General features: G+C 45.0%; 11 protein-coding genes. 10 read left to right on the top strand and 1 reads right to left on the bottom strand.

Annotated elements, in window-relative coordinates:
• The first annotated feature begins 72 nt into the window (after nt 1–72).
• From ccoN to C1N53_RS07375, 10 genes are all read left to right on the top strand, one after another.
• Nucleotides 73–2,262 carry a cytochrome-c oxidase, cbb3-type subunit I gene (gene ccoN, locus C1N53_RS07420; RefSeq protein ID WP_240773419.1) on the top strand — a complete coding sequence of 730 codons (2,190 nt, stop codon included), beginning with the start codon at nt 73–75 and terminating at the stop codon, nt 2,260–2,262.
• Nucleotides 2,263–2,397: 135 nt separating this feature from the next.
• Complete coding sequence (locus C1N53_RS07415) at nt 2,398–2,595, top strand: hypothetical protein (RefSeq protein ID WP_137758708.1); 198 nt, start codon at nt 2,398–2,400, stop codon at nt 2,593–2,595.
• A complete protein-coding gene (locus tag C1N53_RS07410; RefSeq protein WP_137758707.1) occupies nt 2,592–3,791 on the top strand; it encodes a c-type cytochrome in 1,200 nt (399 codons plus the stop codon). Before C1N53_RS07415 ends, C1N53_RS07410 begins: the two co-directional genes overlap by 4 nt.
• A 363-nt stretch (nt 3,792–4,154) precedes the next feature.
• On the top strand, nt 4,155–5,564 hold the full coding sequence (gene ccoG / locus C1N53_RS07405) for a cytochrome c oxidase accessory protein CcoG (protein ID WP_137758706.1): 1,410 nt from the start codon (nt 4,155–4,157) through the stop codon (nt 5,562–5,564).
• 134 nt (nt 5,565–5,698) lie between these two features.
• Nucleotides 5,699–6,175, top strand: a complete 477-nt coding sequence (locus C1N53_RS07400) for a FixH family protein (RefSeq protein WP_137758705.1) — start codon at nt 5,699–5,701, stop codon at nt 6,173–6,175.
• 4 nt (nt 6,176–6,179) lie between these two features.
• A complete protein-coding gene (locus C1N53_RS07395) occupies nt 6,180–6,893 on the top strand; it encodes a sulfite exporter TauE/SafE family protein (protein ID WP_137758704.1) in 714 nt (237 codons plus the stop codon).
• A 209-nt stretch (nt 6,894–7,102) separates the two neighbouring features.
• Nucleotides 7,103–8,020, top strand: a complete 918-nt coding sequence (locus C1N53_RS07390; protein WP_137758703.1) for a universal stress protein — start codon at nt 7,103–7,105, stop codon at nt 8,018–8,020.
• A 202-nt stretch (nt 8,021–8,222) separates the two neighbouring features.
• Nucleotides 8,223–9,563, top strand: coding sequence for a DUF2254 domain-containing protein (locus C1N53_RS07385; protein WP_137758702.1), 1,341 nt, complete (start codon nt 8,223–8,225; stop codon nt 9,561–9,563).
• Between the two features lie 55 nt (nt 9,564–9,618).
• Nucleotides 9,619–10,995, top strand: coding sequence for a TIGR00341 family protein (locus C1N53_RS07380; RefSeq protein WP_137758701.1), 1,377 nt, complete (start codon nt 9,619–9,621; stop codon nt 10,993–10,995).
• Nucleotides 10,996–11,059: 64 nt separating this feature from the next.
• A complete protein-coding gene (locus tag C1N53_RS07375) occupies nt 11,060–11,878 on the top strand; it encodes an ion transporter (RefSeq protein WP_137758700.1) in 819 nt (272 codons plus the stop codon).
• A 72-nt stretch (nt 11,879–11,950) separates the two neighbouring features.
• Here the strand turns inward: C1N53_RS07375 and C1N53_RS07370 are convergent, their stop codons facing one another.
• The gene (locus tag C1N53_RS07370; protein ID WP_137758699.1) at nt 11,951–16,618 is read right to left on the bottom strand and encodes a PAS domain S-box protein; all 4,668 of its coding nucleotides are present in this window, start codon (nt 16,616–16,618) and stop codon (nt 11,951–11,953) included.
• Nucleotides 16,619–16,688 lie beyond the last annotated feature (70 nt).

Below are 16,688 nucleotides of genomic sequence, written 5' to 3'. Positions count from 1 at the left end.
GAAACATCAAATTCACCATGGAATCAACATCAATACACATAGCACAATTAACTAAAATGGAGGACACCGCACATGTCAACTAATGTAGCAGCAGTCTTAGAACATGCTCCAAAGAGTATTACACCTCCGCGTAGTAATGACCCAGGGGCACCCGAAACGTTCTATTACGATAATACGATCGTTCGGAATTTTGCCATTGCCTCGGTTTTCTGGGGTATTGCAGGTATGATTATAGGTACCCTGATCGCGTTTCAGCTGGCAAACCCAGACCTGAACATGGGTACCCAGTATACCACCTTTGGCCGTATCAGGCCCCTGCACACTAATGCGGTAATTTTTGCGTTCGTAGGTAATGCAATTTTTATGGGCGTTTACTACTCCCTGCAGCGCCTTTGCAAAACGCGCATGTACAGCGACAAACTCAGCAAGCTCAATTTCTGGGGCTGGCAGCTGATTATTGTGGCGGCACTCATAACCTTACCGCTTGGAATTACCACTTCAAAAGAGTATGCCGAGCTGGAGTGGCCAATCGATATCATGATTACCCTGGTGTGGGTGGTATTTGGCTGGAACATGTTTGGTACCATTGCGAAGCGTCGTGAGCGCCACATGTATGTTGCCATCTGGTTCTACATTGCCACCTTCCTAACAGTGGCTGTACTGCACATCGTAAACTCGTACGAGATGCCTGTAAACTTCCTGAAAAGCTACTCTGGCTATGCCGGTGTGCAGGATGCGCTGGTACAGTGGTGGTATGGCCACAATGCGGTGGCGTTCTTCTTAACCACTCCCTTCCTGGGCCTGATGTACTACTTCCTGCCAAAAGCTGCCAACAGACCGGTTTACTCGTACCGCTTGTCTATCATTCACTTCTGGTCCCTGATCTTTATCTACATCTGGGCTGGACCGCACCACTTGCTTTACACCGCGCTGCCAGACTGGGCACAATCATTGGGTGTGGTATTCTCTGTAATGCTGATCGCCCCGAGCTGGGGTGGTATGATCAACGGTTTATTAACCTTGCGCGGTGCCTGGGATAAAGTGCGTGAGGAGCCGGTGCTTAAGTTCATGGTGGTAGCTGTAACAGCTTACGGTATGGCTACCTTCGAAGGCCCGATGCTGTCGCTGAAAAACGTAAACGCCATCGCTCACTTTACCGACTGGATTGTAGCGCACGTGCACGTAGGTGCTCTTGGCTGGAATGGCTTCCTGACCTTTGCACTGCTCTACTGGCTGTTCCCACGCCTGTACAATGTAAAACTACACTCTAAGAAGCTGGCAAATGCACACTTCTGGTTAGGTACGCTGGGTATTCTTTTCTATGCTATTCCCATGTACTGGGCTGGTTTCACACAGGGTTTAATGTGGAAACAGTTTACTGCTGAAGGTACGCTCCAGTACTCAAACTTTCTGGAAACAGTGCTGCAGATCATTCCAATGTACTACCTGCGCGGTATTGGCGGTGTGCTTTACCTGAGCGGCGTATTCCTGATGGTGTACAACCTGTACAAAACTGCAAAGGCTGGTGCCCTGGTTGGCGACGAAGTGGCTGTGGCTCCTGCCAGAGTAACTGAAGAAAGCCATAATGCGAGCCACTGGCACAGCTGGATTGAGAAGCGCCCGATGCAAATGGCGGTATGGGCAACAGTTGCCATCCTGATCGGTGGACTGGTAGAGTTTATTCCAGCCTTCGTGATTAAGTCGAATGTACCGACTATAGCCAGTGTGAAACCTTATACTTCGCTGGAGTTGCAGGGCCGTGATATCTACATGAAAGAGGGATGCGTTAACTGCCACACGCAAATGATCCGTCCATTCAGATCAGAGACAGAGCGTTACGGAGAATATTCCAAAGCAGGCGAGTTCGTGTACGATCATAACTTCCTGTGGGGGTCGAAGCGAACCGGCCCGGACCTGCACCGCATCGGTGGCAAGTACCCGAATTCATGGCACTACCACCACATGCTTGATCCGACCTCTATGTCGCCAGGCTCTATTATGCCTCCTTACCCGTGGTTGTTTGAGCAGGACGTGGACCTGAGTACTACCCAGGATAAACTGAGAACGCTGAAAAAGCTTGGTGTGCCTTACGAAGATGAGTATATCGCTAATGCCAATGAGGAGCTGATGAAGCAGGCGAACCAGGTAACAGCTGATCTGGCCAAAGAAGGCCTGGAAGTAAAACCGGAATCAGAAATCGTGGCCCTGATCGCCTACCTGCAACGCCTGGGAACCGATATTAAAGCGAAAACTGAGGAATAGTTTGTTAGACACAAGACTCAGGACGCAAGACACAGGACTAGAATTGGAAAGTCTATTGTATTGAAGAATAAGTGCAAGAGGAGAAAAATGTCTTGAGTCTTGTGTCTTACTTCCTGAGTCTAAAAAAATAAAAAAATGTATAAAAACGTACTGCAAGCCATAGACGGCATCGAAATATATCCGCTAATATCGTTCTCGATCTTCTTTCTGTTCTTTCTCGGGCTGCTGGTATATGTGGCGCTGCTGGATAAGAAACATGTGCAGGCCATGAGTGGCGTTGCCTGCTCACCGGAAGATGAATCAGACGCAACAATAGGAGGGAACAAGCAATGATTTCTTTTATCGGAACAATCATAAAAAACGGGCTGGCTCTGCTGGCCAGCCTGCTGCTGCTGGGCAGTTCAGGCAACACAGCCTACGCACAGGATGCTGTTGCCGGGGAAAAGATTTTTGAAAGTAATTGTACCGCCTGCCACTCTATCGATGCGGATATCGTAGGTCCGGCACTGAAGGATGTCCATAAGCGCAGGGGAGACGAGTGGATTACAAAATTCATCAAAAACTCACAGGAACTCGTAAAAGCAGGCGACAAAGACGCTGTTGCCTTATTCGAGAAGTTTAAGAAGGTACCGATGCCAAGCTTTGGCAGCACGCTTTCGGATGAAGAGATCAGTCATGTGATTGCTTATCTGAAAGAAGCCAGCGATAAACCGGCTGACGTGATGGCACAAGCTCCTGCAGCAGATGCCACGGAAGGTGGAACACCCGCGGTACCTGTAGAAGTGGCTTTTCAGGACATGCCGTTCATGTTACTTTTTACAGTTGCCCTCACAGCTTTAGTGGTCATGTTGCTGATAGCTACCCTGTTTTTGCTGGTGCGCCTTTTCATCCCGATGATGGGAGATTCTATTTATGAAGAAGATTTTCGCGAATCTTGGGCTGGCCGCCTGATCTTCCTGCTGCGAGGTGATTTTGCGGTGGTAACAGGTAAAGCAAAAGACGTAATTCACTCGAACCACGATTTTGATGGCATTCAGGAATATGATAACGACCTGCCGCCATGGTGGAAGTATATGTTCTATGTGTCTATTGTGTTTGCAATAGGGTATATGCTGCACTTCCACGTATTTAAAACAGGTGCTTTGATGGCACAGGAGTATGAGATGGAAATGGAAGAGGCTGCCTTGCTTGCTGCGAAGAATGCCGACGCCGTAACCAATTACGAACTACTGACAGAAGCTGCAGCCTTGGAATCTGGTAAAGCGATTTTTGCCCAAAACTGTGCTGCCTGCCACGGTACCGAAGGACAGGGCACTGTAGGTCCAAACCTGACTGATGCGTACTGGTTGCATGGTGGTGATGTGAACGATATATTTAAAACAGTGAAGTTCGGGGTGCCAGCCAAAGGAATGGTTCCCTGGCAGGGTAAACTTACCAAAGATCAGATCTTAGAAGTAAGTAGCTATATCCTCTCATTGCAGGGGTCCAACCCGGCTAATGCCAAAGAGCCGCAAGGAGAGAAAATGTAATTTGGAGGTTTGAAGGTTAGTTGTATTTCCTGAATTTAATCGGAATAGCAGGCGCTGTGTGGCCTGCTATTTTTTTATACTATAGCTGCTGTAGTAGACCTGGCACTGGATCTGAGCGTTGCACCAGGTGGCAGTTTGTGTTATGCAGAAGCTACCGCACATAAAGAATTACTGCAGGAATTTAGCTATATAAGTGCAGTAGCAGAGCAACCTTACTGATTACAATCAGCTGGCCTAATGACTTTGGTCATCTTTTTAAAGGGGGCGAATATCGAATTTTGTACCAGCAGATTATTCTAATCTCAGAGTTCACCTTTTATAAATAAAACAGGCAGGATTAATATCCGCACAAATTAAACTGCCATGACAGCTACAACGAAAACAAAACCAACCGATGAATTTCGGGACCATATTTCCACAGTTGACGCTGAAGGGAAAAGGGTCTGGGTTTATCCCAAAAAGCCCCAGGGCAAACTTTATAAGTATCGCTCCTGGGTAAGTTATACCTTGCTTGCGTTTCTTTTTGCAGGACCGTTCATCAAAATGAACGGCTTACCGCTGCTCATGCTGAATGTGGTGGAGCGTAAGTTTGTGATATTTGGTGTGCTGTTCTGGCCGCAGGATTTCTTTATCATGGTGCTGGCTTTTCTGGCCATGATGGTGTTTATCATTCTTTTTACAGTAGTATACGGCCGCCTCTTTTGTGGCTGGGTTTGCCCGCAGACTATTTTTCTGGAGATGGTGTTCCGCCGGGTCGAGTATGCCATTGAAGGCGATTATACCAGGCAAAAGGCTTTAAACAAAATGCCTTGGAACACAGAGAAAATCCTGAAAAAAGGAGCGAAAACTACTGTCTTTCTACTGATATCCTTTGTAATTGCCAATACTTTTCTGGCTTATATTATTGGTATAGATGCCCTCAAGGCAATTGTTACAGACAACCCGGTAAACCATTTGGGCGGTTTCGGTGCTTTGCTTGCCTTTACCGGGGTTTTCTACTGGGTTTTTGCTTATTTCAGGGAGCAGGTTTGTACCATTGCCTGCCCGTATGGTCGCCTGCAAGGGGTTATGCTGGATAAGAAAAGCATGGCCATAGCCTACGACTATGTACGGGGCGAACCACGTGGAAAACTGCGCAAAGGGCAGCAGCGGACCCAGGGAGATTGCATCGACTGCAATCAATGTGTGCAGGTTTGCCCTACGGGTATAGACATCCGGAACGGAGCGCAGCAACTGGAGTGCATTAATTGTACCGCCTGCATAGATGCCTGCAATAACATAATGCGCATGATTGAAAAACCGGAAGGACTGATCCGGTACGATTCAGAGGAGGGTATTGCGGAGGGCAAAAAATGGATGCTGTTTACACCGCGTGTCATGAGTTATTCAGCTATACTGGTACTACTGGTAGCTGCTCTTAGTACCTTACTTCTAACCCGAGACGACGCTGAAGCAACCATCCTGCGTACGCCGGGCCAACTATACCAGAAAACAGAAGCAGGCACCATTAAAAACCTGTATAACATTTCTGTGATCAATAAAACAAATGCCGAGATGCCGCTTACTCTCAAACTGCTTTCACAGGAGGGAGCCATAAAAGTGATCGGGAATGATCTGATTTTACCTGCACAAGGCATAGCAGAGGGCGTTTTCTTCACCGAAATACCAAAATCACAGTTACACGGCATGAACTCTAAGATAGAAATAGGGGTGTACCACGGCAATGAACTGATTACAAAGCAGGAAACAAAATTTCTGGCTCCGGCTAAGTAAAAGGTTTGATTAATAAAGTACCAGGAATTGAAATGAAAGGCTGTTGCTCCGGAAAATGCCTGGGTGAGCATAAGCAAACAAACCTCCTTCTGCAGGACAAAGCATTCTTCTAAAATATTTAAAAGATATCTACTATGACAACCGGAAATAATCAACAGAAAAAAAGCTTCACGCTATGGCCTTATGCTATAGTTGGTTGTATGCTTCTTTTTATGGGCTATATCGCTTCTTTTGTTTACAAAGCCATGCACCTGGATGTGAACTTGGTAAGTAAGAATTACTATGAACAGGAAATTGCTTTCCAGGAGCATATTAACACCGTAGACAGAACCAGGGCAGCCGGGGATGTTGTCATCAGTTACAACGAAGCAAACCAGACTATCCTGTTGCAGTTACCTGAAAGCTTTAAAGGACAGGCAGTGGCAGGTAAAATAGATCTTTTTCGTCCTTCTAATGATAAGCTGGACCAGCAGCTGCCTTTACAATTAGGTAGAGATCTGAGCCAGCTTATCGAAGCTCAAGGGCTTGAAAAGGGGCTGTGGAAGGTGCGCGTGAATTTTCATGCGGGCGAAGCTGCCTATTATGCAGAACAATCCATTCAATTGAAATAAGGCCATGATCTGGGCAGGATTTTTATTTGGTTTAGTCGGCAGTTTCCATTGTGTCGGGATGTGCGGCCCTATAGCGATGGCCTTACCATTTGGCGGGAGCAGCGGCTGGCGTTACTATGCTGGCCGGCTCCTGTACAATGGGGGGAGAATAGTAACCTATTCTTCTCTAGGGGCTTTGGCAGGTGTATTCGGGCAATCATTACAGTTAGCGGGATTACAACAAACGGTTTCCATTGTTTCCGGCATTATTATTCTTTTACTGCTGGTTTTACCCGCTGCTTTAAAAGGCAAGGCTTCTAGTGTTTTGCGTACAGATAGAGCGATGAACTGGCTCAGAAAGAAACTTGGGTATTTCTTTCGCAAGCAAAATTTAGGTGCCTTGTTTATGGTTGGATTGCTGAACGGCCTGCTGCCTTGCGGCTTTGTGTACATTGCCCTCGCAGGAGCTATCAGTGCACCCGGTATAGGGGGAGCTATGCTGTATATGCTGTTGTTTGGCTTCGGAACCTTTCCGCTGATGTTCCTGGTATCTCTTTCCGGAAAACTCATCAGTCTGAAGCTTCGCCATACGTTCAATAAGCTGGTGCCTTATGTCGGCATTTGCCTGGCCATGCTTTTTATAGTGCGTGGAATGGGCTTAGGCATTCCGTACCTCAGCCCAAAAGTAGTGCAAACCGCCAGCCACACCACCGAAATGAGCTGCTGCCATAAACCTTAGGCTTCGCGGCATAAAAAAAACAAGAAAGTAGTTTCATGAAATTACCTTCTAAATGCGGCGCAACGATCCTGAAACAGCTAAAAAATCATTACGCATTCACAATTAATTAGGCAAAATTCTTTAACGCTGATATTCGTCATTTTTTAGCTGGTGCTACAGCTCTAATTTGCGGCTTCAGGAAAGAGACCATAAAACCGGAAAAGAAAACTATGTGCAAGTCAAAGTATGTGAAGCGAATACTGGTTCCAGTACAGTTCAATAAAGAAAGTGAAGAATTGCTTCGTTATGCTGGCAACCTGGCTGAAACAATGGGAGCAGAGCTACTTCTGCTGTTTACCAGCCAGACAAAGGACCTCACCTACACGCAGCAGAATCAGCATATAAAGCTGTTGCGCGCGTTCGGTGAACGCATTTTATCACAGGAGATGAAGTTCAGAGCCAGGGGCGTTGGGTTTGAGTGTGTGGTTCGCCCTGGTACGGTGTCTGATTGTATTGTGGCTGTTGTGCAGGATTATGCAGCAGACCTGGTTTTAATGGAGACCTGCCCGCTACACCAGGAAGAGGAGCAGGCCGACCCAAACCATGCGGCAGTGGTGATGGAGCTGGTTGCCTGCCCGGTGCTGGTCGTGCCGTGTACTGCCAGGTATCACAAGCTGGAGAACCTGGTATTTGCAACCGACTTCACAGACCAGGAAGAGCACGTACTAAAACAGATTATTGCCTTTGCAAGCCAGGTGGGAGCTCATTTAACATTTGTGCAGGTATTTGATAGGAGCGAGCGACAGTACCTGAGCAGCTATAAAGCCGCTATGACCCACTTGCAGCAAAGATGGAAAGATAAAAATATTAGTTTTAAATTGTTGGAAGAGGAGGATGTGCTGGAAGGGATCAGTGACTTTGCCGAACTTGCTGCCGCCGATATGCTGATTATGGCAACGCAGGATAATTATTTGTTAAAGCGTTTGTTCAGCAGTAACTATATAAAAACCAGGGCCTATCACACAAGGTTTCCCATTCTTACATTCAGGCAGCTAAAGCGCAAGCCTTGCTCCGGCGCCTGTGCCAATTGTAAAAGCAGGCAGCAACATCAGCAGGCTACCATAGCTGTGCAAAGCCTTCCGTATTAGCTTCTTGTTATAGTTAAGCTAAATCCGAACCAAGTGGTTTAACCATAGATGGTATGTAAAAGCAAAATATACAAGAAGGTTTTTTGATTTGTAAAATGCTGTTCCGGCACCTGGAGCAGCATTTTTGTTTTAACCATAAGATCAGAATTGAAGTAGAAGGAACAGGTATTACGCCAATTCAGGAAATCAGTCCCCTTACTTCATGAAGAAAATTTTAAGTAAGATCAAGCTTATCTACTATTACATCATCAGTAGCATAGGGTTCTTCCCCACTTTGATCAGTGTACTGTTTGCTGCTTTGGCAATCCTGATGGTTTACCTCGAAACCAAGGGAATCAGTGAGGGACTGCACGACAGATTTCCTTTCTTAATCATTACAAGCGGCGAGACAGCACACACCATCTTAAACTCAATTGCAACAGGTATCATATCGCTCATTGTGTTCAGTTTTACAATGGTGATGCTGGTGCTGAACCAGGCTGGCTCTAATTTTTCACCGCGAGTTATTCCCGGACTCATCTCCCATCAGTCAAACCAGAAAATATTGGGTATATACCTCGGAACACTTATTTACTCCCTCATCATCATGGTCAATATCCGTTCCGAAAGTTATTATGAAGAGCTACCGGGTATTGCTGTTTTCTTGTCTATGGCATTTACCTTCGTATGCCTGGGATGTTTTGTTTACTTTATCCATTCCATTTCGCAGTCTATCCAGATTGATCATATTTTAGCGGGCATTCATCGCATAACCAAAAAGAAGCTAGAGCAGCTCATCCGGCAGGATAAGCATCTTCTGGTTACGAAAGCATTCGAAGAAGCCACCTGGGTGGAGCTGAATAGTCCCCGTTCAGGCTATGTGCAAAGTATAGACCTGGAGTCGGTGCTGGCATTGTGTTATAAATATGATGTGGTGATGGAGTTTCTTCAGCCTTTGGGGAATTATGTACTTGAGGCAACTCCTTTTGTGCGTATCAACAGGCCGGTGGCAGAACTGGAGGAATTTTGCAAAGAGTTAGCAGCACATGTAAACTATGGACAGGGAGAGCTGCCGGATTTAAATTATTTGTATGGCTTTAAGCAGATTACAGAAAGTGCTGTAAAAGCACTGAGCCCAAGCGTAAACGATCCTGGTACGGCTATGAAAGCCATCGATTACCTCTCCGAACTGTTTGCCCTGCGCATGAAGCTGACGGATGAGCAGTTAGTGGCTGATAAAGAGAAAGTAGTCAGAATCAGGTTTAAGCAGGAGACATTTGATCACTTGTTTTCGCTTTGCCTGTCTTCAATCCGAAACTATGGGAAGCACGACAGCCTGGTAATGTCACGACTGCTGTACATGTTCAAAAACCTGCTGTATATAACCATTCATTTTATACATCGCCGACAGATCCTTTACAAAGAAGCACTGCTGCTGGTGCATGCGTCCAGGAAATCGCTATCAGACCCGGGAGACAAGGAGATGATAAACCGTCACCTGAAAGAAATAAATGCAATGAAGGTGCTTGCGAAGGACTTGCCATTGCTCAGCCTGACAGATTAGGCTACTTTAGCTAAAAAAGCTATTTTTACCCTGTTTTGACCAACCAGCATATTTCATGCCTCTAAATGCAATAAAAAATTCGATTGATAAGATTTTAGATATTTTACCCCAGACAGACGAAGCAGGCACTATACGCGAAATAAACGATAAGATACCTGTTCGTGGCAACAACACCTGGATGCTGATCTGTTCGGCTATTCTGGCTTCTATTGGTTTGGATACTGGTTCTGGAGCTGTGATAATCGGGGCCATGCTTGTTTCTCCCCTGATGTCTCCTATATTGGGTGTAGGCCTGGCGGTTGGCATCAACGATAGGGAAATGATGATAGACTCTTTGAAAAACCTCTCTATTGCAGCTATTGCCGGCCTTTTCTTTAGTACACTTTATTTTAAAATAACGCCGCTCGGCGAGCCAACCAATGAACTGCTGGCCCGTACTACACCCACTTTACTGGATGTGATGGTGGCGTTTTTTGGGGGTGTGGCAGGTATCATATCAATTTCGAGATCAGATAAATCGAATGCCATACCGGGGGTAGCCATTGCAACTGCTTTAATGCCTCCGCTCTGTACTGCAGGTTATGGCCTGGCACTGGGCAGGTTCGACTTCTTTTTTGGAGGCTTTTACCTGTTCTTTATCAATGCGGTTTTTATAAGCCTGGCTACCTTTCTTATTGTAAAGTATCTTAAATTTCATACAAAGACATATATCAACAAAGAGACAGAAAGACGTGTAGCCAGGATAATGGCTGTTGCACTGTTTATAGTTGTTTCCCCCAGCATCTATTTTCTCTATAATATTTACCAGGGAGTACAGACAAGAAAGAAGATCGAGAACCTGATCATCAGCGATTATACCAATCGTGAGAATGAAATTATTAAATGGGAAGTAGCGCAAACAGATTCTATCAATACAATCAAAATATACAGTGTTGGCAATAAGGTAGATGAAAGCGTAGCCAGCCACTATAACCAGGTGCTGGAAGAGAATGATCTGCCTTCTTACAAGGTAAAGCTGATCCAACTGGATATTTCGCCTGATGAGGTCAGAGAGATGGCTTCGGAAGTAACCAATAATATTACCAAAGACTTTCTGAAGACGGTTGAGATTCAGAAAATGCAGCAGAGCAGGTTAGACAGCTTGCGCAGGCAAAGCACTGTTTATACCACTGCCAATGCTACTTCCGATCTTAAACTGCTGTACCCGAATGTTACCAAGCTGCAGATCGGGGAAATGCTGATCACCAACCAGCAGTCGAAGCAAGATACGGTAATGGTGGTGATGATTGATTGGGAAAAACCTGGCAGAAATACCCAGAACAGAGCTGGCAGGGCAGACGCAGCCAGAATCAGGGAAAATGAACAGCAGATCAGGCGATTCCTGGCAGCTAAGTTAAAGAAAGATTCGGTGCAGGTTGTTTCTAGCTTTTAAGTTTGCTTCAGCTGTTCGTTAGGATCTGAAACACCGTATACATACCAACAAGCCATCAAGATAGATGAAGCGCATAAAGGACACACTCTATACCGTTATTTTCGAAGCTGAAACACCTGCCGGAAAAGCGTTTGATATAGGGTTGCTGGTCTTTATTTCTATTAGTATACTCACTGTTATGCTGGAAAGTATAACAGCTATCAGACGCGAATACCTGCAGGTGTTAATGGCAGTAGAGTGGGGGCTGACCTTAGTTTTTACCATAGAATATTTTCTGAGGATTTACAGTTCGCCACAACCGGCCCGCTACATCTTTTCAGCTTTAGGCATTATTGACTTTCTGGCTATTATTCCGACTTATTTAAGCCTCTTTATAGTCGGGGCTCAGTACCTGCTGGTAATAAGAGCACTAAGGTTGCTGAGGATGGCCCGGATATTAAAGCTGACCCACTTTATCTATGAAGGCCAGATACTGGCCAATGCCTTACGGGCAAGTTTACCCAAGATTACCGTCTTTATCGGAACAGTAATAACGTTGGTTATAATTGTTGGCACGGTGCAGTACGTGGTGGAGGGAGCTGAGAGTGGCTTTACCAGCATACCCGTTAGTATTTACTGGGCAATAGTTACTTTAACTACTGTTGGTTACGGCGATATTTCACCGGTTACACCGCTTGGTCAGTTTCTGGCCAGCTGCCTGATGATTACCGGCTATGGTATAATTGCAGTGCCTACCGGCATTGTTACCGTAGAACTGGCGCAGGCCGACAGAAAAGCGGGCAACACAATTGTGTGCCCTAATTGCCATAAAGAAGGGCATGCAAAAGATGCCAACTACTGCAGTAACTGTGGTTATCGGCTTCGAGAAGATGTACCTGTATGATTAGCGGCCTGTAAGGCAATGCCACTAATCATACAGGTACTTTATTATTAAGCGGTAGCTTAAAATTAATTTTTATTGATCCTGCCTCAGTTTTTCAATTACCTGCTGCATAACCTGGGTTAAATATTGAATATTGCTATGAATATCCGCCAGGTTTTCTGATTTTTTAGCATCTGTCTCGATTTGACGCACTACCTCCTTCAGTTTTTCAATTCGCATCGTGTCAATAGTAGATTTTAGCTTGTGGGCTGCTGAGCTAACACCAAGCCAGTCGGCCTGTTCTGCTTTCGTACTTAGCTCTTCTACAGTAGCCGGCACGGTATCCACGAACAGTTGCTTGGTCCGGTTTATAAATGCCTCATTTCCTCTCGACATCTTGTGCAGCAACGACAAATCGTATAGCTGCTCCTGGCTTTCGTTTGAATTCTCTTTTTGTTCTATAGGTCTGTTATTTCTTTCGTTTGTCACTTTTTTATGGGGCAGTAATGCTTCTATTTTAGAAAATAATACTTCTTCATCAAAAGGTTTGGATATGTAATCATTCATTCCCGCACTCATATACTTTTCCGCATCGCCTTTTAAGGCATTAGCTGTTAAGGCAATGATTGGGATTCCGGCTATTGTCGGATTCTGATGAGAACGGATATGTAGGGTGGCATCTATACCACTCATTTCGGGCATTTGAATGTCCATCAGGATAATGTCGTACCTGTTTTGCTCCACCAGTTCTGTTGCAGCCCGGCCGTTATAGGCAACATCAACAGCAAAGTTCCATCCTTCCAGAATAGACTTAGCCAGGAAAACGTTTACCTCATTATCTTCAGCCAAAAGTACTTTTACACTCGCAAGGCTATAAAAATCGGTCTCCTGCGCCTGGTGAATAACCATTTGCTGGTCTTTCGATTTAGGATAAGTGATCTGTATTTTAAAGATACTGCCCCTGCCTTCTTTGCTCTCTACCCAAATGCGGCCGCCCTGCATTTCCATCAGGTTTTTACAGATGCTCAGCCCAAGACCGGTACCCCCATATTTTCTGGTAGTGCTGGAGTAAGCCTGGGTAAAGCCTTCAAAAATAGTTTCGAACTTGCTCGTGGGTATTCCTATACCTGTATCTTCTACGGTAAAGCACAGCGTGGTGGCATCTTCTGTTTCTTCCACTATTTCGCCACTTAACGTGACGCTACCGCTATCTGTAAATTTGATGGCATTGTTGAGCATGTTCAGCAGTACCTGGTTCAGGCGGTACGGATCTCCGATCAGCAGCTGGTGTCGGAGGTGGAATGGCTTAAAGTGATAGCCGATTTCCTTTTCTTCAGCCTTGTAAATAAAAGTCTGAAACGCTGCCTTAACCGTATCTAAAATATTAAAAGGGATAGACTCCAGTTCCAGTTTACCAGCTTCTATCTTAGCTATATCCAGGATATCGTTGATAACGACCAGAAGATTATCGGCAGATTGCTTTATTATTTTGAGGCAATTCTGCTGAGAGCCGTTTAACGCTGTTTTACTTAATAAACCAGCCATGCCCAAAATTCCGTTCATTGGTGTTCTGATCTCGTGGCTCATGTTTGCCAGGAAATTTTCTTTTACCCGGGCAGACTCTTCAGCCGCTTCTTTTGCTTTTACGAGTTCGCGCTCCGTGAGCATCCGATCAGTTATGTCTTGGGCAATAGCAATGATAAAGGGTTCCACATCAGGCTCCTGCACCTTGTAGGTCTGGTATTGCAGGTAGCGTTCTTCTTTTTCTTTGTTTAAAATGGTTAAAACTCCCGGGACGACGCTCTCTGTTTCGAACTGTTGCAAATAATCTTTGAAATAGGCCTGGTAGCGTAGCGGGAAGAAGCTATTGATCTTTCTGCCCACCATTTCATGTTCCTGGTAGCCGAGCTTCTCGAGTAAGTAAGGGTTAACAGAAAGAATGGTACCTTCCATGTCATGCGTACAGATATAGGCCTGGCTGTAGTTAACCAGGTCTCTGTATTTCTTCTCGCTGTTTTTTATCGTTTCTTCAGAGTTTTTCCGGTCAGAGATATCCCTCAGCGAAGACTGCACCTTTTTTATTTCGCCGTTCTCATCTAATATAGGCTTAATATCAGTCTCAACCCACAGATAATCCCCCTGCTTATTACGCTTTCTATACTGCACCGAAACATTCTTTTTCTGCATCAGGGCTGTTGAAATTTTTTCTGATACTGCCGGAACATCATCAGGATGCGTGAAATCAAAGGGCGACAAACCTATAATTTCTTCAGGCATAAAGCCCAGCAGTTCTTCTGAGGCCCTGGAAACATATAAATAGGTACCGTTGATATCGTGTAAAGAAATAAGATCTTTAGAGTTTTCGGAAAGCAGGCGGTGTAGTTCCTCACTCTGCGCAAGGCGCTGTGTGGATAGTTTCTGGTCTGTTATGTTCGTGGAAATACCTAAAATGTGCACTTCTCCTTTAGCTGTCGTAATAGGCCGTTTAACCGTATTTAGCCAGACTACCTCGCCGTTAGACATAGTATACTTTTCCTCTACCACAATCTCGCGCTTCTCTTCAACTACCTGACGGTCAATCTGCGTATATACATCGCCTTCCTCTTCTAAAAAGGCAAGTTCGAGGTTAGTAGAGCCGATGATTTGCTCTACCGGCCTGTCCAGCAGATTCGCGAATTCCTGGTTAGCCAGCACAAACTTACTCGAACCATCTTTTACATAGATCAGACTCGGGCTGCTATCCAGAACAAGCTGGATAAAATCGTTTTTCTCTTTTACCTCTTTGGCTGTTTCCAGTTCTTCTGTAATATCACGAATGATAGCCAGTATCTGATCAGCATTGTACTTAATTATTCTGCCCTCGAAATGCTTGATCGTATTTTGTAATTCCAGCTCATATTCTGTTTTCTCTGAAATCCCGGAGCTTAATACGCGGGAGATAATTTGCAGCGTAGGAGTGGTTATTTTATCCGGCAAAGATTCTTTGATGTGTTTTCCTACAACCTTATCCTTTGAAACCAGTAAATGCTCCTGCTCCACATTCTTCATGTCGAGGCAGATACCGTCTTTGTCGATAATAAAGATCAGGTCAGGAATAGCCGCCAGAATGGCTCTGTTCTGGGCTTCGCTGGCAACAATAGCATCCTGTGCCTTGCGCAAGTCTGTAATGTTCAGTCCGTGACTTATGACCAGGTTTACCTCTCCTTTCTGGTCCAGAACAGGGTTTAACCGGCGGATATGGTAGGAACTGTTGCCTTTAGCGTCTGTTAACTTTTCTTCGAACTCAATTCTTTTCTTTAGCTCGAAAACGCTTTCGAGGTGGTTTTGCCGGTTCTGGAAACGCGCAAAAGGAACATTTCTGTAGGTGCAATAATCTTCGTTGTTCTTACCGATCAGCCACTCGCGTATGCCCTGATCCGGAATGGCAGCAGGATTTACAAAAAGGTACTGCATCCTGTTGTTATAAACAGCTATGTCGGAAGGAATGTGGTTTAGAATAGACTCGTAAAACTCTTTTTGTTCCAGAATCTGCCTGTTCTTCTCCCGTAATTGAGTAACATCCTCCGAAGAACCGATAATCTGTGTTACCTGTCCGTTCTCTTTTCTTTTAAAGACCGTTTCCCGGCAATAAAGCTCTTTTAATTCCCCGCTTTTAGTGGTAATGCGATAGGTTACTTCCAGCACCTGGCCATCCGCAGCCACACACACCTGTTCTATATGGTGAAGTACTTTATCCAGATCTTCCGGCACTACTTTGTCTGCCAGTTGTTGGCTCGAAACGGTTTCTATTTCATCGAGATGGAAGCCCAAAACAGAAGCAACGTGCTGGTTAGCGTACACCAGTTTCTTCTGTTCAACATCATAGATGTAGATAATATTAGGAACCGTGCTCGTAATTTTTCGCACCATCTGCTGGCTTTCTTCCAGCGCAAGCTCGGCTTTACGTCTTTCTGTTATATCAGTTAGATAAATATTAACGTAGCCTTTGGATTTTAACGGGACGAAAAAAAGAAGATAGTATTTTTCGTTGATATAGGTTTCAAGAGAGTTTTTTGTTCCTGCAGTTTCAAACTTGCTCAGTTTCTGCATCAATAGCCGTTTAAAGCCATTCTCCCAGTTCTTTCTTACTCCGTTAAACAGCTGCTGGCCGGCATCATTCATAAAGATTATTTCGCCACTATAGCTGAGCCTAATAACCGGGTAAGGATAATCAGCCTGTAGCTCAGACAGGAATTCCAGGGTATTTCTGGCTTGAATCCGGGCTGTTATATCTCTGTAAATAAAAGCACAGCCATGCGTTAGTTCATCCAGTTTCACCTGAAAGCTTTCCTGCTCAAGTACTACCCCATTCGGTAAAGTAAATTCCTCTAGGCTCGTGCTGAACGCATCAGGCTGACATATTAAGTTAGAAGAAACATTGTTAAGTAGTCGAAAGCGATTCAGATAATCAGCCGGATAGCCCAAAAGTTCGTTTGGATGCTGATCGATGCCAAAGAAAGTACAAAAGGTCTGGTTAATCAGCATTATGACACCGGTTGAATCTATCACCAGAATAGCTGACTGGGAATAGTTAAAAAGGGATAATAACACTGTATTAAATTTCTCTTTCTGAGCCATAAGAGCTCCGCTAACTGCTTTATCGTTTCGCAGGTAGTGCAGCTCTTTCTCATATTCCTGCGCCAGTTCCTGAGCCTTAAGGCGAGCCTGCCTCTCTTGCTCCAGTTCCTGGCGAAGTAATGCTACATCATGAATCATTTCCATTGAACAGGATTTACAACCTACAATTTAAACCAAAAAATTATGTTATGGTTCATGATCGGATAAATCATTG

The sequence above is a fragment of the Pontibacter sp. SGAir0037 genome (assembly GCF_005491705.1).
Taxonomy (GTDB): domain Bacteria; phylum Bacteroidota; class Bacteroidia; order Cytophagales; family Hymenobacteraceae; genus Pontibacter.
Note: the sequence above shows the minus strand (reverse complement) of the source record. Positions and strands in the feature narration are given on the sequence as shown.